Source organism: Mycobacterium sp. BMJ-28, from assembly GCF_054404835.1.
The window spans coordinates 1,307,751-1,324,578 of record NZ_CM136783.1 but is presented as its reverse complement, the minus strand read 5'-3'; the positions used below and the strand labels follow the sequence as shown (position 1 = coordinate 1,324,578).

Below are 16,828 nucleotides of genomic sequence, written 5' to 3'. Positions count from 1 at the left end.
TCGGGTATGGATTACCCATGGCGGCGGCGGCGTTGTTCACCCGAGTGAGCACCCGCCGCCGTCTGGCTTTTCCGCTGCTGGCCTTCGCCTTCGCCGCCGTCATGATCGGCACCACTCTGCCGACGCCGATGTATGCGTTGTATGCGGCTCAGATGCATTTCGCGGTGCTCACCACCACCATCGTTGTTCGCGTCCTACGCCGTCGGGGTGTTGGGCGCTCTGCTGCTGTTCGGCGGCTGGTCGGATGCCGTCGGGCGGCGGCCGGTGTTGCTGGGAGGTCTGGCGTTCGCGCTCGCGAGCGCGGTGGTCTTCCTCTACGCCGACAGCGTGGCGGTGCTGCTGGTGGGCCGGCTGCTCTCCGGCCTGTCGGCGGGCATCTTCACCGGAACCGCCACCGCGGCCGTGGTGGAAGCCCTGCCCGCCGCCGCCCGTGAACGCGCCTCGATGGTGGCCACCATCGCCAATATCGGCGGCCTGGGCTTGGGTCCGGTGCTGGCCGGGCTGCTCGTGCAGTACGCGCCGCATCCCCTGGTGGTGCCTTTCGCCGTGCACATCGTGCTGATGCTGCTGGCGGTGGCGGCCGTGTTGATCGCGCCCGAAACCTCCGATCGCACCGGGCGGATCGGGTTTCAGCGGCTGGCGGTGCCTGCCGAGGCGCGTGCGGTGTTCCTGACGGCGGCCACCGCGGCGTTCGCCGGTTTCGCGGTGACGGGCTTGTTCACCTCGGTGGCGCCGGCCTTCGTCGCGAACGTGGTGGGTATCGACAACCACGCCGTGGGCGGGGCGGTGTCGGCATCGATCTTCCTGGCCTCGGCGGTGGCTCAGCTGGTGGGGCGGCGAATCCCGCCGGCCCGCGCGGTGGCCGCGGGCAGCGCCGTCTTGGTGGTCGGGATGGTGATTCTGGTTGCGGCGCTGCATTTCTCGTCGCTGATCGGCATTCTGGTCGCCGCGGTGGTGGCCGGTACCGGGCAGGGCATCAGTTTCAGCCGGGGGCTGGCCGCGATCGTCGAGCAGGTCCCGACGCAGCAGCGCGCGGAGGTCAGTTCGACCTATTTCGTGGTCGCCTATGTGGCCATCTCGCTGCCGGTGGTGGGTGCCGGACTGGCCGCGCAGGCGTGGGGTCTGCGTACCGCCGGTGAGGTGTTCGCGACCGCGGTCGGGGTGTTGGCGCTGGCCTGTCTGGCCGCGATCCTGGTTCAGGAACGCCGCCGCACACCCGTCACACGGTGATTTGAGTGGTTCTACTCAGGTGCCCGGTGCGCCGCTGACTTAGCGTCGAGCCATGGCCGTCACCGCGTTCCCCACCGTCGCCGACGTGGCGCTTGCCACCCCGCCCGATCGGGACCGCGCGATCGACGTCATCCGGATCGTGTCTCTGCTCGGTGTGATCGCGGGCCACACGCTGATGGCCACCAGCGTCATCACCGACGAGGTGTTCCACTGGGACAACCTGCTCACCACCTCGGTCGTCTTCCAGGCCCTGACCTGGGTGTTCCAGATCATGCCGCTGTTCTTCTTCGCCGGTGTCGCCGCCTCGGTCGAAAGCTACCGGGGGGATTGGGGCGGCTGGCTGCTCAGGCGCTGCACCCGGCTGTACCGGCCGGTCTTCTACTACCTGGCGTTCTGGGCCGTCGCATTGATGGTGCTGCACCGCGTGGCGCCGGTACACGTCTATCAGCCGGTCGCCGGGATCTCCACTCAGCTGCTGTGGTTCCTCGGTGCGTATGTGCTTGTGCTGGGCGCCGTTCCGCTGCTCGCCCGGATCACCACCACTGCCCGGCTGGCAGGTGCGGTGGCCCTGGGATACGGGCTCGTCGCGGTGATCGACGCGGTGCGAATCAACGATCCCGCGCTGGGCTGGCTGGGGTACGCGAACCTGTCGGTCTGGCTGCTGCCGGGCATGTTCGGGGTGGCCTACCGCCGCGGTCTGCTGCACCCGTCGGCGGCCGCCGCGCTGGGGATGGCGATGCTGGCCGTCAACGTGGCACTGCTGCGCTTCGGCCCTTACGAGCTCAGCCTGGTCGGCATCGACGGACAACACTTGAAGAACATGACACCGCCGTCGCTGCTGCTGGCTGGGCACGCAATCATGATGTGCGCCTTGGCCATTGCCGCGGCGCCGGCCATCGCGCGCTGGGCCCGCCGGCCACGGGTGTGGTGGCTGACGGTGATCGGCAACAGCGGGGCGATGACGCTGTACCTGTGGCACATGCCGGCCCTGTTGGGCATGCACCTGGCATTCGACCACCTGGGCCTGCCGCGCCATCCCGGGCAGCCGCATCTGCTGGCACTGAGCATCGTGCAGATGGTGGTGATGGCCGTGCTGGTCGCCGTCCTGTTCGTGGCGCTGCGGCCGTTGGAGAACAATCCGCTGCCCTACTGGGACGGCGGCACCGTCAGTGCCACCCGCGGTGCGGCGGTCGGGACACTGCTGTGCATCGCGGGTGCGGCCACCTTGGCCTCGGTGGGCTGGGGCCTGAAGGGTCCGGGCCTGCTGTGTGTCGCGGCGCTGCTCGCCGCGCTGGCGGCCGCCCGAACGCTGGCGCGCTAGCCGCTCTTGCGGCGGAACTCCCGGCGGTTCTCCACCACACCGTGTGCCTTGGATTTCTTGGCCCCGCGGTCGGTGTGGGCCGCCCCGCCGGACGATGTCGCCTTCTTACGTTCCAGCGCCTCCCGGAACTTACGCTTGTTGTCGTCGTCTTCCGGTTTATCGGCCATGCGGCCAGCCTAAACGACTCAGCGCCGGCCGGGTGGCATCCCGTACAGATGTGAGATCGGGATGGTCAGTAGCACCCGGCGATCGTCGACCATCGCGCGGCGGTAGTCGTCCCAGTCGGGGTGCTCACCGGCAATGTTGCGGTACAAGGCAATCAGTGCCTCGACGGTGTCGTCGTGCGGATCGGCTGCCGGCGGCGTGAGCAGGGCGTCCCCCTCGGCCACCGCGTAGGCCCAGCCGTCGTCGGAACTGACGTGCAGCGAGGCCCGAGGGTCCCGGCGCAGGTTGCGGGTTTTGGCGCGTGGTTCGGTGATCGACACCTGGATCACCACCTCGCGCGGGTCGAAGTAGTAGGACACGTTGGACAGCTGCGGGCGCCCGTCCGATTTGATGGTGGCCAGCACCCCCAGCGAGTTGCCGTTGATCAGTGCAAGCAACTTGTCATCGAAAACCAAACGCCCCATGGGACGAGAGTACGTCGATAGGATCGACACGATGACCGCTCTGCCCAGGATTGGCGGCACCACTTTGCAGGGCGTGCCCTGATGACCCGGTATGCCGCCTTTCTGCGCGGCGTCAACGTCGGCGGGGTGAATCTGAAGATGGCCGAGGTCGCCAAGGTCTTCACCGATGCCGGCTTCGACAATGTCAAGACGATCCTGGCGAGCGGAAACGTGCTGCTGGACAGCAACTTCGGGGTGGCGAAGGTGCGGTCCGGCGCGGAGGCGGCGTTACGGCAGGCGTTCGGCTACGACGCCTGGGTGCTGGCCTACGACCTCGCAACCCTGCGCAAGATCGTCCAGGCGTACCCGTTCGAACGCGAGGTACCCGAGCACCACTCCTACGTGACCTTCGTCAGCGACGACGCCATGCTCGACGAAGTGGCGGCGCTGGCCACCGAGGCCGGGGAGACCGCCGCCCGCGGGAACGGCGTCCTGTACTGGCAGGTGGCCCGCTCGGCGACGCTGGATTCCACGATCGGCAAGACGATGGGCAAGAAGCGCTACAAATCGTGTACCACCACCCGTAATCTGCGCACCCTGGACAAAGTGCTGCGCTGACGCGTGCGGGTACATTCGGCACGGTGAGCTCCCCGAAGATCGACGGTTCGGCGCTGACCGGTGTCTCCGAGACCGCCCTGCTCACATTGCAGGTCCGGGCCAACGAGGCCCGCCGGCCCGACGCGATCCTCGACGATCCGGTCGCGGTCGGCCTCGCCGACTCCATCGACTTCGACTTCGCCAAGTTCGGGTCCGCGCGGCGTCAGGACATGGCTCTGCGGTCGCTGACCTTCGATGCGGCCACCCGGGAGTACTTACGCGACCATCCCGGCGCCACCGTGGTCGCCCTGGCCGAAGGGCTGCAGACCAGCTTCTACCGGATCGATGCCGCCGAGGCGCACGAATTCCGGTGGCTCACCGTCGATTTACCACCCATCGTGGCGCTGCGGGAGAAGCTGTTGCCGCCCTCGGACCGGATCGACAGTTGTGCGCAGTCCGCGCTGGACTACAGCTGGATGGACGGCGTGGACGATTCCCGTGGTGTCTTCATCACGGCCGAGGGTCTGCTGATGTATCTGCAACCGGACGAGGCGCTGGGCCTGATCGCCGCCTGCGCGCAACGGTTCCCCGGCGGACAGATGATGTTCGACCTGCCGCCGCACTGGTTCGCGTGGTGGGCCCGCAACGGACTGCTGCGCCCCTCGTTGCGCTACCGGGTGCCGGCCATGCCGTTCAGCATCTCGGTGGCCGGTGCGGCGAACCTGGCCAATACGGTGCCCGGGGTGCGCGCGGTGCACGACGTCCCGCTCGCCCGGGGCCGCGGCCGGGTGCTCAACACCGTGATCTGGGCCGCCCACCGGATCCCGCTGCTGGATCCGCTGCGCGGGGTCACAACCCGACTGGAATTCGGTTAGCCACCGCCACACCGAATCGCAGGTTCGGGTCGGCGACCGGACCGTTCCGCAGCAGTTTCGCGTCGTAGTTGTAGTTCATCGTCATCTGCCACGGTCCGTCGGCGCCCTGCCGGGGCAGCTCGCCAGCGGCGCGCTGCACATAGCCGGCCGCGAAATCCAGCAGCGGCAGGGTGGGCATCGCCGGGTCGCTGAATTCCGGTCGGACGCTGTCGAATCCGTTGGTATCCAGATACGTCAGCAGGCGGCAGAAATGCTCGCACAGCAGCCCGACCTTCAACGTCCATGACGAATTGGTGTAGCCGAAGGCGAACGCGAAGTTCGGCACGCCGGAGAGCATGATGCCCTTGTAGGCGACGGTGTCGGCGAAGTTCACCGGCTCGCCGTCCACGGTGAGGCCGATCCCGCCGAACAGGGCGATGTTCAATCCCGTTGCGGTGACGATGATGTCGGCTTCCAGCTCGCGACCGGACTCCAACAGGATGCCGTTCTCGGTGAAGGTCGCGATCCGGTCGGTGACCACCGAGGCGCTGCCGTTGCCGATCGCCTCGAACAGGTCGGCGTCGGGCACCGCGCACAGCCGCTGGTCCCACGGGTTGTAGGCCGGGCTGAAGTGTTCGTCGACCGGGTAACCCGCGGGCAGCTTGCTGGCGTTGATCCGGCGGATCAGGCTACGTGCGGCGGCGGGGTACTTCTGGCAGAACGTGTACACGGCACGCTGTTTGGCGATGTTCTTGCGCCGCGTCAGGGCATACCCACGACGGTCGCCGAGCACCCGCTTGGCGATGTTGGCGAAGGCGTCCTTGGACGGCACCGGCATGATGTAGGTCGGCGAGCGCTGCAGCATCGTCACGTGTCCGGCGGTCGTCGCCATCGACGGCACCAGCGTGACCGCGGTGGCCCCGCTGCCGATGATCACCACCTTCTTGCCGGCGTAGTCCAGATCCTCGGGCCAGTGCTGCGGATGCACGACCTGCCCGGTGAACCGCTCCCGGCCGTCGAACTGCGGGGTGAAGCCCTGGTCGTAGCGGTAGTACCCGCCCGCGCAGAACAACCAGTTGGCACTTATCTGCAGAAGCTGACCGGTGTCGGTGTTCTCGATGTCGACCAGCCAGCGGGCCGCCGCGCTGTTCCAGGCGGCGCCGAGCACCCGGTGATGGAACCGGATCTGCTTGTCGATGCCGTTCTCGGCGACCGTCTCACGCAGGTAGGCCAGGATCTTGTCGGCGGTGGCGATGGCGTGCTCGTCCCGCCACGGCTTGAACTCGTAGCCGAAGGTGTGCAGGTCGGAGTCCGACCGGATGCCCGGATACCGGAACAGGTCCCAGGTGCCGCCCGTCGCCCCGCGGGCCTCAAGGATCGCGTAGCTGCGCCCCGGGTGCTCCTGCTGCAGGTAATACGCGGCGCCGATACCCGAGATGCCTGCTCCGACGATCAGCACGTCGACCTGTTCGGGGGTGCTCTCCAGATTGGTCACGGCGGCGACTCCTGTCGGTGGCGGATGCGTTGGGTCGATCCTGACGTGCACAGGCCTCGGCCGCTATGGTCAGAATGACCCATATCTGCGATAGATCAGTGCAGAGTGCACCACCGCGTTATGCTGGACCGGTGCCGTGGCAGCCACCATCACCCGAGGTCAAAGCGCTGATCCGGCAGTGCGCACAGATCGTCGTGAACGCCCGGCCGGAATGGCTCGAGGAGCTCGACGATGCCGTGTTGAACGCCAACCCGGCGATCGGCTCGGATCCCGAACTGGCGGCCGCGGTGAGCCGCAGCAATCGGGCCAACCTGTTCTTCTGGGGCACCGCCAACGTTCGCGACCCGGGCGCCCCGGTCCCGCCCAACACCGGCCCCGAGCCGCTGGCCATCGCGCGCGAACTGGTGCGCCGCGGCGTGGACGCGTTCCCGTTGGACGCCTACCGGGTCGGCGAGGGCGTGGCGTGGCGGCGCCTCATGGAGATCGCGTTCGCGCTGACCTCCGATCCGGCCGAACTGCACGAGATGTTGCAGGTGTGTTCACGATCGATCAGTACCTTCATCGACGCCACCCTGACCGGCATCGCCGCCCAGATCGAACTCGAACGCGATGAACTCACCCGGGGCACCCACGCCGAGCGCCGCGAAACCGTCGCGCTCATCCTCGACGGCGCGCCCATCCCGCGCCAGCGCGCCGAGGATCGGCTCGGCTACGCACTGACCGGCACGCACACCGCGGCGGTGATCTGGAGCGAGCGAGTCGGAGGGGACCTGTCCCAGCTGGACCGCGTCGCCGAGGCGTTCGGCCACGCCTGCGGCAGCCCGCGGGTGCTGAGCGTGCCGGCCAGCACCGCGACGCGGTGGGTATGGGCTCCGGGGTCGAGGGCCATCGACTCCGCCGCGCTGCTGTCGTACATCCGGACCGCACCCGATATCCGGGTGGCAGTCGGCTCGACGGCCGACGGGATCGACGGCTTCCGGCGCAGCCATTTCGACGCGATCACCACCCAGCAGATGATGGCCCGGCTGCGTTCGCCGGAACCACTGGCGCTGTTCGCCGATATCGAACTGGTGGCGCTGATCACCGCCGATGCCGACCGGGCGGCGCAATTCGTGCACCGCACGCTCGGCGACTTCGCGGCGGCCAGCCCCGAATTGCAGGCCACCGTGCGGACATTCGTCGACCAGCAGTGCAACGCCTCGCGCGCGGCGGCCCGGCTGTACACCCACCGCAACACCCTGCTGCGCAGGCTGGCCCGCGCCGACGAGCTACTGCCCCGGCCGCTGTCGGAGTGCGGTGTGCACGTCGCCGTGGCGCTTGACGTGCTGCGCTGGAGCGGTCAGTCCAGAACCGTGTCCAGATAACGCAGCGCGTCGGCCTTCGCCACGCCGAGTTTGCGCGCCGTCTCGGCGAACGCGTGCGCCGCGACGGCCATCGCGGCATCGGCTGGGTCCACCCGCGAGACGAATGTGCCGAATCTGCCCCGGGTTTCGAGAATCCCGGCGGCTTCCAGTTCCCGGTACGCACGGGCCACGGTGTTGACCGCCAACCCCACCTGCGCTGCCAGGTCGCGCACCGTCGGCAACCGGGTGCCCGGCTCCAGCCGACCGTCGCGCACACCATCGATGATCTGGGTGCGCAACTGGTCGAACAACGGGCTTGCCGCCTGCGCGTCCAGATGGACCCAATCCCCCAACCCGGCCATGTGCCCAGTATTGCCCACACCGGTTACCTTGGTGGGGTGCAGGTGACGTTGCTCAGTGGAGCGGGCATGTCCGCAGAGAGCGGCGTACCGACGTTTCGCGACGTGGAGACCGGTTTGTGGGCGCACGTCGACCCCTACGAGATTTCCAGCAGTGACGGCTGGCGGCGCCACCCGGAGAAGGTGTGGGCCTGGTACCTGTGGCGGCACTACATGATGGACGCGGTGGCGCCCAACAACGGCCACCGCGCCGTCGCGGCGTGGGAGGACTACGCCGACGTGCACATCGCCACCCAGAACGTGGACAACCTGCACGAACGGGCCGGCAGCAGCCGGGTCCATCACCTGCACGGCAGCCTGTTCGAATTCCGTTGTGATCGCTGCCAATTGCCGTTCACCGGGGCGCTTCCGGCGATGCCCGAACCGGTCGAGGTGGTCCAGCCACCGCGATGCGCGTGCGGCGGCCTGATCCGGCCGAATGTGGTGTGGTTCGGCGAAGGCCTGCCCGACGACGCCTGGAACAGCGCCGTGCAGGCGGTCGCCGGCGCCGACGTGGTGATCGTGGTGGGCACCTCGTCGATCGTCTACCCCGCCGCGGGTTTGCCGGAGGCCGCACTGGCCCACGGGATTCCCGTCATCGAGGTGAATCCGCAGGAGACGCCGTTCTCCGCGGCCGCGACGGCCGTGGTGCGCGAGACCGCGGCGACGGCGCTGCCGGGCCTGCTGCAGCGCCTGCCCGCCCTGCTCGGCCGGTGAGCCCGGCAGGGCTCAAGGCCGCACCGCCTGCCCGATCGCGAACTCGGTGACGGGCAGCGGCACCCACCCGGGCAACGCCATCTCCCGCCGTGCCCTGGATACGGCGAATCCGGCACCGGCGATCGAGGCCTCGGTGTCACGGTGGGTGTGACAGTTCCCGAGCAGGCGCGGCCATACCGTCGCGTCGGCCACCCGCTGCAGCCGGGCCCGCGGTCCGGCGCTGGCGACGTGTTCCAGGTAGCGCAACTGACCGCCGGGTTTGAGCATCGAGAAGATCTGTCGCAGAACATCGTCGGGCTCGCCGACCGAGCAGAGCACCAGTGCGCAGACCACGGCGTCGAACGGTTGCGCCGCGGCGTAGTCCTCGACGGTATCGGTACTGACGGTGACCGGCACCGGAGCCGACCTCGCGACCCGCGCCGCGATGTCGGCCAGCCGCGGTTCCGGCTCGATGGCGACCACCTCGGTGACTCCGGCGGGATAGTGGGCGAAATTGGTGCCGGTACCGGCACCGACCTCGAGCACCCGGCCGGTCAAACCGGCGAGGTTCTCGACCCGCAACCGACGCAGCGACTCGGGCTCGTGGCCGGACATCACGGTCCACAACCGGGCGAAGAACGGGTTCTGCACCGTACTCATCGCAACTCCTGCAACTTCGCGATCGTCTCCTCCGGCGTGGCGTCCGGCCCGACGATGCCGTAGACGATTCGACCGCAGCACACCGCGCTGAGCACCCGGTCGGCGAACTGCTCGGCATCGCCCCACGGCAGGTACGGTTTGGCGATCAGCATGGCCGCGACACCGTGCACCGCAGTCCACAACTCCAGCGCGGCGGCCGTCGAATCCCCTTGCGGATAGACACCTTCGGCCATCAACGCCTCGACCGAGGCGCGCATGTGCACGAACGCCGAGCTGGCCAGGGTGATATCGACGTCACTGGCCGATTCGCGCTCGCCCATGGTGGCGATGCGGTACAGCTCCGGGGTTTGGCGGGCGAACCGCACGTAAGCCAGTCCCTGGGCGCGCAACACCTCGATGGTGGAGGTCTTGCCCACCGCCACCCGCTGCATCTGTTCGTCGAGCTTTTCGAAGTACCGGGCGCACACCGCATCCAGCAGCGCGTCCTTGTCGGCGAAGTGCAGGTAGATCGACGGCGAGGTGACCCCGACACGCTGGGCCACCGCCCTGATCGACACCGCCTTCGCGTGCCCGGTTTCCAGCAGCAGGTCGGTGGTGGCGTCGAGGATCTCCTCGCGCAGCTGGTCACCCGAACCGCGGGCGGCGCGCCGCCGTTTCAGTACGTCAACCACGCTGACCAGTGTCCGCTACTGCGGCGGTCACGGACTCACGCCCGTCCGGCGCGTCACGCTCGCCCCCGGATTCGCTGATGCCGATCCGCTGGTGCAGCCACACCAGGGGTTTGGGCGCCCACCAGTTCCAGCCACCGAGCATGTGCATGAAGGCCGGCACCAGCACCATCCGTACCAGGGTGGCGTCGACGACGACGGCCAGCGTCAACCCGACACCGAACATCCGCATGAACGACACCTGCGCGGCGATCAGGGCGGCGAAGGTGATGGACATGACCAGCGCGGCGGCGGTGATCACCCGGCCGGTGCGGGCCAGGCCCAGAGCCACAGCCTCGTCGTTCAGCGCGCGGGGGGTCGAATCGGAGCCGGTGTTCAGCGACAGCCAGTACTCGCGGATACGCGCTGCAAGGAACACCTCGTAGTCCATCGACAAACCGAACGCGATGCAGAACAGCAGCACCGGCATGTTGGCCACCAGCGTGCCAGTCGGGGTGGTGCCGAGCGCGGACAGGTGCCCGTCCTGGAAGATCCACACCAGCGCACCGAATGCGGCGGTCAGCGAAAGGATGTTGAGCACAAGCGCTTTCAGCGGCAGCACCACACTGCCGGTGAGCAGGAACAGCAGCCCGAAGGTGATCACCGCGATCACCCCCAGCACCCAGGGCAGCCGGGTGGTGATGGCGGTGACGCTGTCGCGGTTGATCTGGGCGATGCCGGCGAAGTCCACGACGCGTCCGCCCGGCCCGGCCACCGCGTGCATGGCATCGAGCTGACGATCGGAGGCGTCCGAGAAAAGCGGAGCGGTGCTGGCGATGGTGAGGAACGCGCTGCCCTCGGCGGCACCGGACTGACCGGCCGGCCCGACCTTGCGGCCTGCCGCGAACGTGCCGGTCGGGCTCGAGACGGAGGTCACCGCGGCGACTTTCGAGAGTTCGGCCGCGTACCGGTCGAAGTCGGCCGGGGTCAAGCCGTCGGCTTGCGGGACCACGGCGGTCACCGCGGTGGCCGAGTTGTCGGTGAAATCGTTGCGCAGTTGGTCACCGACCTCGTGCGCCGAGGCCGAGGCGGGCAGCACCCGGTCGTCGGGGAAGCCCCACTTGACGCCGAGGAACGGGGCGCCCAGCAGCACCAGCAGAGCGGTGACGGCCAGCCCGACCGGGAGGGCGCGGCGCATCACCGCGCCGGTCCAGCGATACCAGAACAGCTGCTCCACCGGTTTGGCGGCAGGAGCCGGCCCACGCCGGAACAACCGGCGCACGTTGAGGGCGTCGAGCCGGTCGCCGAGCAGCCAGATGGCCGCGGGCGCGACCACCACCGCGGCCAGCGCCGCAAAGCCCACGGTCGCCACCCCGGCATAGGCGAAGGATTTGAGGAAGTACATCGGGAACAACAGCATCGCCGCCATGGACAGACCGACCGTCGTCGCCGAGAACAGCACGGTGCGTCCCGCTGTGGCCATCGTCCGCTGCAGGGCACGGTCGCGGGGATGTCCCTCCGCGAGTTCGTCGCGGTAGCGGCTGATGATCAGCAGCGTGTAGTCGATGGCCAGGGCCAGTCCCATCGCGGTGGACAGGTTGAGCGCGAAGATCGACACATCGGTGGAGAACGTGACCAGTCGCAGCACCGACATCGTGCCCACGATGGCCATCCCGCCGACGACCATCGGCAGCGCGGCGGCGACCAACCCGCCGAACACCCAGACCAGCACCAGGAAGCTCAACGGGATGGCGATGGACTCCATGACCAGCAGGTCACGTTCGGTCTGCGCGTTGATCTGGGCATACACCATGGACACGCCACCGGATTTCACCGTGACGCCGTCGCGGTCGTGCACCAGTTGGTCGGACAGTTCCTTGGCGTACTTCTGCGCGTCGTTCTCCCCGCCCGTGATTCCGGCGACGACCAGACCCGCGGTCTTGTCCTTGCTCACCAGTTCGGCGGCGGCCGCCGGCGGCACGGTCCAGGCCGAGGTGACTTGAGCGACGTGCGGCGACTGGCCCAGCGCGGCGGCGATCTGCTTGCCGACGGCGGTGGCGGCCGGGCTGTCGACGCCGTCGGCCGACGCGACCGTGATGATCAGCTGCATATCGCCCTGGTGGAACTTGTCGGTGAGCAACTGGGTCGCGCGGGCCGATTCCGATGTCGGGTCCTGGAATCCGCCTGCGGACAGGCTCTTGGCGACCGGGATGCCGAAGATCGCGGCCGCGACCATGACCAGTGCCGACAACGCGAGTACGCGCCGGGGCGCGGCGATCGCAAGCAGTGCGATTCGGTTCAGCATGCACATTCCTCTTCTGCCCAGCAGCACAATATCAAGGTTAAGTTAACAACGATAAGTAAGGGCGGTCAATCCCTTCGCATTGATCACGGCGGGGCGGCCCGCTCGGTTCAGGGCGATGTTGACGAGAGTGGCAATTTGGGTCGGACCGCCGCGCCCAGGCGTCGCACGATCGTCTTTGACCCCAGTGGCCCCAGAAATCACTTTTGTCACAAACTCTCCTACTGCCGAGTAGAACTCGGAAGTAACGTTTGCTGCACTCGCTTGGCCGGCCGATCGCGGCAGCACACACCGCGGCCCACCGAGAAAACCCAGCGCATCACCCTTATCCGCAGGTCAGAGCCATACTGACTTTTGAGTAACAAGATCAGGCGCGCCGCTCGCGAACTTCCCGAACCTACCCGGCGGTAAGAATTGCCACGATTTTCAGAATCGTGACTCAAAGATTCCTTAAACGAGACCCATACGCTCAGTCACATGTGGATCGACGACACCAGTGCCGATGTCATCAAAGTCGACTTTGACGCCCTGTACCACGGGGATGTCCTCGTCGAGGGTGACACCTCCGAGCAGTTCCCCGACCTCGCTGCCGCGGTCTGACCGCAGCAGTTCCCTCCTAGCGCCACAAACGCCGCTGAGCCTTGCCTCGGCGGCGTTTTGGCGTCCGGGTCCGCTCAGCTCATGAAAAAACCGCGCGACCGGACGTCGTTGTCCGGTCGCGCGGTCCCTGTTCGGCTCTCAGGCCGAAGCCTTTTCTTCCTCGTCGAGGGTGACCATGTCGGCCAGCCGACCGGTGATGATGTCCTCGGCCTCCTCGACGATCCGGGTGATCAGTTCCTCGACGGTCGGGATGTCGTGAATCAGGCCCATCACGGTTCCCGCCGTCCAGATGCCGGCGTCGATATCGCCGTCGTCGAACACCTTGCGGCCGCGCACACCGGCCACCAGATCCTTGACGTCCTCGAACTGGCCGCCACCCTTGAGGATCTCGACGACCTCACGCGAGACCGTGTTGCTCGCGACCCGGGCGGTGTTGTGCAGGCTGCGGAAGATCAGTTCGGTACCACGCTCGTCGGTGGCCACGATGGCCTCCTTGACGTTCTGGTGAATACAGGACTCCACGGTGCACATGAACCGGGTGCCCATGTTGACCCCGTCGGCACCGAGTGCCAGGGCCGCGACCAGACCGCGTGCGTCGCCGAAGCCGCCGGACGCGATCATCGGGATCTCGATCTGTCTGGCCGCCGCCGGGATCAGCACCAGGCCCGGCACATCATCCTCACCGGGATGGCCGGCACATTCGAAACCGTCGATGCTGATGCCGTCCACCCCGAGGCTCTGGGCTTTGACCGCATGCCGCACCGAGGTGCACTTGTGCAACACCTTGATGCCGTTGTCATGGAACATCGGCAGGTGCGGGGCCGGGTTGGAGCCCGCGGTCTCGACGATCTTGATGCCGGCATCGACGATCACCCTGCGGTACTCGTCATAGGGCGGCGGGTTGATCGCCGGCAGGATCGTCAGGTTCACCCCGAACGGCTTGTCGGTCAGATCGCGGGTCTTGGCGATCTCGTTGGCCAGATCGGCCGGGGTCGGCTGCGTCAGCGCGGTGATGAAACCCAGGCCCCCCGCATTGGCCACGGCCGCAACGAGTTCCGCGCGTCCGACCCACTGCATGCCGCCCTGGGCGATCGGGTGCTCGACACCGAAGACCTCAGTGAACTTCGTCGTGATCGTCATCTGTGCTGTCTCCTCTTCGCGCAAGCGCTCATCGGTGCTGTCTCCTCTTCGCGCAAGCGCTCATCGGTGCTGTCTCCTCTTCGCGCAAGCGCTCATCGGTGCTGTCTCCTCTTCGCGCAAGCGCTCATCGGGGTGCCATCCGGATCGCGCCGTCCAGCCGGATGACCTCGCCGTTGAGCATCGGGTTCTCGACGATGTGCACGGCCAGCGCGCCGTACTCGTCGGGGTCGCCCAGCCGGGCCGGGTGCGGCACCTGCTGGCCCAACGACTTCTGTGCCTCTTCGGGCAGCGACCCCAGCAGCGGGGTCTTGAACAGTCCGGGCGCGATCGTGACGACGCGGATCAGGCTGCGCGACAGGTCACGCGCGATCGGCAGCGTCATACCGACGACGCCGCCCTTGGACGCCGAGTAGGCGGCCTGCCCGATCTGGCCGTCGAACGCGGCGACCGAGGCGGTATTGATGATGACGCCGCGCTCCTCACCGACCGGATCGGTCTTCGCGATCCGCTCGGCGGCCAGCCGCAGCACGTTGAAGGTGCCGATCAGGTTGACCTCGACCACCTTTCGGAAACCGTCCAGCGGGAACGGGCCTTCCTTGCCGAGGGTCTTGATCGCGTTGCCGATGCCGGCGCAGTTCACGTTGATGCGCACCGGCCCCAGCGACTCGGCCACATCCAGGGCCTTGCCCACGGCATCCTCGTCGGTGACGTTGGCCGCGACGAACGTGGCGCGCTCGCCCAGCTCGGCGACGGCTTCCTCGCCCTTGAGGTCGATGACCACCACCGAGGCACCGGCATCCAACAGCCGCTTGGTGGTCGCCAGGCCCAGGCCAGAGGCCCCGCCCGTGACGACGGCTACGGCGTCCTTGATCTCCACTTGTGAAATTCCTTCCTCTTGGGGGCGCTACCGGCCCCTACTTCCAGTCGTCGAGAATGGTGTCGTTGTCGGCGCCGACCACCGGGGGCGGTGTCGGCTGCCCCGTCCGGCTGCGGGAGAAGCGCGGGGCCGGCATCGGCTGCAGGCCGCTGCCGGTCTCATAGAAGGTGTCGCGTGCGGCGATATGCGGTTCGGTGAGCACCTCCCCGAAGGCCAGCACCGGGGTGGCACAGGCGTCCGAACCCGAGAAGATCTGCGCCCACTCGTCGCGCGTCTTGGTCTTGAACACCTCGGTGAACGCCGACCGCAGTTCCTCCCAGCGCGCCATGTCGTTCTGGCCGGGCAGCGATGCCGGATCCAAGCCGAGTTTGGCCAGCAACTCGGCGTAGAACTGTGGCTCGATCGCCCCGATCGCGAAGTGCTTTCCGTCGGCGGTCTCATAGGTGTCGTAATAGGGGGCGCCGGTGTCGAGCATGTTGGCGCCGCGCTCATCGGTCCACAAGCCCTGCGCCCGGAACGACCACATCATCTGGATCAGCACGCTGGAGCCGTCGATCATCGCAGCGTCGACCACCTGGCCCTTGCCCGAGCTCTGGCGTTCCCACAGCGCCGACAAGATGCCCAGCAACAGGAACATCGACCCGCCACCGAAATCGCCGGCCAGGTTCAGCGGCGGCACCGGCTTCTCGCCCTTGCGTCCCACCGCGTGCAGCACCCCGTTGAGCGAGATGTAGTTGATGTCATGACCGGCCTGTAGTGCGCGCGGACCGTCCTGGCCCCACCCGGTCATCCGGGCGTACACCAGCTTCTCGTTCACCTTGGCGCAGTCCTCGGGACCGAGGCCCAGACGTTCGGTGACACCGGGCCGGAAACCCTCGATCAGCACATCGGCCTTGGCCACCAGGTCGAGCACGAACTGTTTTCCCTCAGCGGATTTCAGATCGGCGGTGACGCTGCGCCGGTTGCGCAGCATGGCGTCCTTGGCCGGGCTGTTCGAGGCCGTCGGGCGGTCCACCCGCACGACGTCGGCACCCAGATCTCCCAAAATCATCGCCGCGTGCGGGCCGGGGCCGATACCGGCCAATTCGACAACCCGCAGTCCGTGCAGTGGTCCCGTCATACCGACCGCCCTTCGTCATTGAATATCTCGTCGAGTACCGAGTAGTTGACCGCCGACATAGCTTACTTGTATAACCAAGTCGACCGGCCTCGGGCCACCTACCCCCACCGTGAGGGCGCATCCCATGACTTATCCCAGCCTCGATTCCCTGCTCGTGCAGCTCACCGATGGGGTGCTGTCGGTGACCCTGAACAGGCCCGACAGCCTCAATGCGCTGTCGGAGGCCATGCTGACCGGGATCGCCGACACCCTGGAGGCGGCCGCCGCAGATCCTGCGGTGCGTGTCGTCAAGTTGGCCGGCGCCGGACGCGGCTTCAGTTCCGGCGCCGGCATCAGCGCCGAGGACGTCTCGGCCAAATCGGTCAACGGGCCCGAAGTGGTGCTCGACGCCGCCAACCGCGCGGTGCGCGCAATCGTCGCGCTGCCCAAGCCGGTCGTCGCCGTCGTGCACGGACCCGCAGCCGGCGTCGGCGTCTCGCTGGCGTTGTCCGCCGATATCGTATTGGCTTCGGAGAAGGCCTTTTTCATGCTCGCCTTCACCAAGATCGGGCTGATGCCCGACGGTGGCGCGTCGGCGCTCATCGCGGCGGCGATCGGCCGGATCCGGGCCCAGCGGATGGCCCTGCTGGCCGAGCGGATCACCGCGGCCGAGGCCTACGACTGGGGCCTGGTGACGTCCGTACATGCCGCCGACGCCCTCGAGGACGAGGTCGTCAAGGTGATCACCACGTTGTCGGGCGGCCCCGCGGTGGCGCTGCGCAAGACCAAGCAGGCCATCAACGAGGCGACCCTGACCGAACTGGAGGCCGCACTCGAACGCGAGCGCGAGGGCCAACTGATCCTGCTCACCTCCGACGATTTCCGTGAGGGCACCAAGGCGTTCCAGGAACGCAGGCAGGCCAGCTTCACCGACAGCTAGCCAAAAACCAGTGGCTTGCCA

Annotated in this window: 17 protein-coding genes and 1 pseudogene; 8 read left to right on the top strand and 10 right to left on the bottom strand. The window is 67.7% G+C overall.

The window, feature by feature from the left end; translation table 11 throughout:
• Nucleotides 1–17: 17 nt before the first annotated feature.
• Nucleotides 18–1,230 (top strand): annotated as a pseudogene (locus ACXPWS_RS06610) (MFS transporter).
• A gap of 52 nt (nt 1,231–1,282) precedes the next feature.
• The gene (locus tag ACXPWS_RS06605; protein WP_458711681.1) at nt 1,283–2,551 is read left to right on the top strand and encodes an acyltransferase family protein; all 1,269 of its coding nucleotides are present in this window, start codon (nt 1,283–1,285) and stop codon (nt 2,549–2,551) included.
• Here the strand turns inward: ACXPWS_RS06605 and ACXPWS_RS06600 are convergent.
• Together ACXPWS_RS06600 and ACXPWS_RS06595 are read right to left on the bottom strand one after the other, a co-directional pair.
• The gene (locus tag ACXPWS_RS06600) at nt 2,548–2,718 is read right to left on the bottom strand and encodes a DUF5302 domain-containing protein (protein ID WP_458711680.1); all 171 of its coding nucleotides are present in this window, start codon (nt 2,716–2,718) and stop codon (nt 2,548–2,550) included. The genes ACXPWS_RS06605 and ACXPWS_RS06600 overlap by 4 nt on opposite strands.
• A gap of 18 nt (nt 2,719–2,736) precedes the next feature.
• On the bottom strand, nt 2,737–3,180 hold the full coding sequence (locus ACXPWS_RS06595) for a PPOX class F420-dependent oxidoreductase (protein ID WP_458711679.1): 444 nt from the start codon (nt 3,178–3,180) through the stop codon (nt 2,737–2,739).
• 81 nt (nt 3,181–3,261) lie between these two features.
• Between ACXPWS_RS06595 and ACXPWS_RS06590 the strand changes: the two genes are divergently transcribed.
• A complete protein-coding gene (locus tag ACXPWS_RS06590) occupies nt 3,262–3,777 on the top strand; it encodes a DUF1697 domain-containing protein (RefSeq protein WP_458711678.1) in 516 nt (171 codons plus the stop codon).
• A 23-nt stretch (nt 3,778–3,800) separates the two neighbouring features.
• Nucleotides 3,801–4,631, top strand: a complete 831-nt coding sequence (locus tag ACXPWS_RS06585) for a class I SAM-dependent methyltransferase (RefSeq protein ID WP_458711677.1) — start codon at nt 3,801–3,803, stop codon at nt 4,629–4,631.
• On the opposite strand, the gene ACXPWS_RS06580 is transcribed toward ACXPWS_RS06585, so the two are convergent.
• Nucleotides 4,606–6,105 (bottom strand): flavin-containing monooxygenase, encoded by a 1,500-nt coding sequence (locus ACXPWS_RS06580; RefSeq protein WP_458711676.1) that lies wholly within the window; start codon nt 6,103–6,105, stop codon nt 4,606–4,608. The two genes, ACXPWS_RS06585 and ACXPWS_RS06580, sit on opposite strands and share 26 nt — an antisense overlap.
• Nucleotides 6,106–6,236: 131 nt before the next feature.
• Here ACXPWS_RS06580 and ACXPWS_RS06575 point away from each other — a divergent pair, with 131 nt between their 5' ends.
• Complete coding sequence (locus tag ACXPWS_RS06575) at nt 6,237–7,469, top strand: Rv1453 family transcriptional regulator (protein WP_458711675.1); 1,233 nt, start codon at nt 6,237–6,239, stop codon at nt 7,467–7,469.
• On the opposite strand, the gene ACXPWS_RS06570 is transcribed toward ACXPWS_RS06575, so the two are convergent.
• The gene (locus ACXPWS_RS06570) at nt 7,445–7,810 is read right to left on the bottom strand and encodes a GntR family transcriptional regulator (protein WP_458711674.1); all 366 of its coding nucleotides are present in this window, start codon (nt 7,808–7,810) and stop codon (nt 7,445–7,447) included. The genes ACXPWS_RS06575 and ACXPWS_RS06570 overlap by 25 nt on opposite strands.
• Before the next feature lie 36 nt (nt 7,811–7,846).
• Here ACXPWS_RS06570 and ACXPWS_RS06565 point away from each other — a divergent pair, with 36 nt between their 5' ends.
• Complete coding sequence (locus ACXPWS_RS06565; RefSeq protein ID WP_458713430.1) at nt 7,847–8,563, top strand: NAD-dependent deacylase; 717 nt, start codon at nt 7,847–7,849, stop codon at nt 8,561–8,563.
• Between the two features lie 12 nt (nt 8,564–8,575).
• Here ACXPWS_RS06565 and ACXPWS_RS06560 read toward each other — a convergent pair whose 3' ends face one another.
• Genes ACXPWS_RS06560 through ACXPWS_RS06550 form a run of 3 tightly spaced genes read right to left on the bottom strand, consistent with a single transcriptional unit; the run spans nt 8,576 to nt 12,154 of the window.
• Nucleotides 8,576–9,202 carry a class I SAM-dependent methyltransferase gene (locus ACXPWS_RS06560; RefSeq protein WP_458711673.1) on the bottom strand — a complete coding sequence of 209 codons (627 nt, stop codon included), beginning with the start codon at nt 9,200–9,202 and terminating at the stop codon, nt 8,576–8,578.
• The gene (locus tag ACXPWS_RS06555; protein ID WP_458711672.1) at nt 9,199–9,873 is read right to left on the bottom strand and encodes a TetR/AcrR family transcriptional regulator; all 675 of its coding nucleotides are present in this window, start codon (nt 9,871–9,873) and stop codon (nt 9,199–9,201) included. Before ACXPWS_RS06555 ends, ACXPWS_RS06560 begins: the two co-directional genes overlap by 4 nt.
• Nucleotides 9,866–12,154 carry an MMPL family transporter gene (locus ACXPWS_RS06550; RefSeq protein ID WP_458711671.1) on the bottom strand — a complete coding sequence of 763 codons (2,289 nt, stop codon included), beginning with the start codon at nt 12,152–12,154 and terminating at the stop codon, nt 9,866–9,868. The genes ACXPWS_RS06555 and ACXPWS_RS06550 overlap by 8 nt, the downstream gene beginning before the upstream one ends.
• Nucleotides 12,155–12,628: 474 nt before the next feature.
• Between ACXPWS_RS06550 and ACXPWS_RS06545 the strand changes: the two genes are divergently transcribed.
• Nucleotides 12,629–12,751 (top strand): hypothetical protein, encoded by a 123-nt coding sequence (locus tag ACXPWS_RS06545; RefSeq protein WP_090363461.1) that lies wholly within the window; start codon nt 12,629–12,631, stop codon nt 12,749–12,751.
• 138 nt (nt 12,752–12,889) lie between these two features.
• On the opposite strand, the gene ACXPWS_RS06540 is transcribed toward ACXPWS_RS06545, so the two are convergent.
• From ACXPWS_RS06540 to ACXPWS_RS06530, 3 genes are all read right to left on the bottom strand, one after another.
• The gene (locus tag ACXPWS_RS06540; protein WP_458711670.1) at nt 12,890–13,891 is read right to left on the bottom strand and encodes an NAD(P)H-dependent flavin oxidoreductase; all 1,002 of its coding nucleotides are present in this window, start codon (nt 13,889–13,891) and stop codon (nt 12,890–12,892) included.
• Nucleotides 13,892–14,015: 124 nt separating this feature from the next.
• Complete coding sequence (locus ACXPWS_RS06535) at nt 14,016–14,768, bottom strand: 3-hydroxyacyl-CoA dehydrogenase (protein WP_458711669.1); 753 nt, start codon at nt 14,766–14,768, stop codon at nt 14,016–14,018.
• Nucleotides 14,769–14,805: 37 nt separating this feature from the next.
• Nucleotides 14,806–15,888 (bottom strand): CaiB/BaiF CoA transferase family protein, encoded by a 1,083-nt coding sequence (locus ACXPWS_RS06530; RefSeq protein WP_458711668.1) that lies wholly within the window; start codon nt 15,886–15,888, stop codon nt 14,806–14,808.
• A gap of 124 nt (nt 15,889–16,012) precedes the next feature.
• Between ACXPWS_RS06530 and ACXPWS_RS06525 the strand changes: the two genes are divergently transcribed.
• On the top strand, nt 16,013–16,807 hold the full coding sequence (locus ACXPWS_RS06525; protein ID WP_458711667.1) for an enoyl-CoA hydratase: 795 nt from the start codon (nt 16,013–16,015) through the stop codon (nt 16,805–16,807).
• The last annotated feature ends 21 nt before the right edge of the window (nt 16,808–16,828 follow it).

Coding starts and splice junctions, on each gene's coding strand:
- ACXPWS_RS06605 (WP_458711681.1), top strand. CDS start 1,283: ATGGCCGTCACCGCGTTCCCCACCGTCGCCGACGTGGCGCTTGCCACC.
- ACXPWS_RS06590 (WP_458711678.1), top strand. CDS start 3,262: ATGACCCGGTATGCCGCCTTTCTGCGCGGCGTCAACGTCGGCGGGGTG.
- ACXPWS_RS06570 (WP_458711674.1), bottom strand. CDS start 7,810: ATGGCCGGGTTGGGGGATTGGGTCCATCTGGACGCGCAGGCGGCAAGC.
- ACXPWS_RS06560 (WP_458711673.1), bottom strand. CDS start 9,202: ATGAGTACGGTGCAGAACCCGTTCTTCGCCCGGTTGTGGACCGTGATG.
- ACXPWS_RS06545 (WP_090363461.1), top strand. CDS start 12,629: ATGTGGATCGACGACACCAGTGCCGATGTCATCAAAGTCGACTTTGAC.
- ACXPWS_RS06530 (WP_458711668.1), bottom strand. CDS start 15,888: ATGACGGGACCACTGCACGGACTGCGGGTTGTCGAATTGGCCGGTATC.
- ACXPWS_RS06525 (WP_458711667.1), top strand. CDS start 16,013: ATGACTTATCCCAGCCTCGATTCCCTGCTCGTGCAGCTCACCGATGGG.
- ACXPWS_RS06595 (WP_458711679.1), bottom strand. CDS start 3,180: ATGGGGCGTTTGGTTTTCGATGACAAGTTGCTTGCACTGATCAACGGC.
- ACXPWS_RS06540 (WP_458711670.1), bottom strand. CDS start 13,891: ATGACGATCACGACGAAGTTCACTGAGGTCTTCGGTGTCGAGCACCCG.
- ACXPWS_RS06550 (WP_458711671.1), bottom strand. CDS start 12,154: ATGCTGAACCGAATCGCACTGCTTGCGATCGCCGCGCCCCGGCGCGTA.
- ACXPWS_RS06600 (WP_458711680.1), bottom strand. CDS start 2,718: ATGGCCGATAAACCGGAAGACGACGACAACAAGCGTAAGTTCCGGGAG.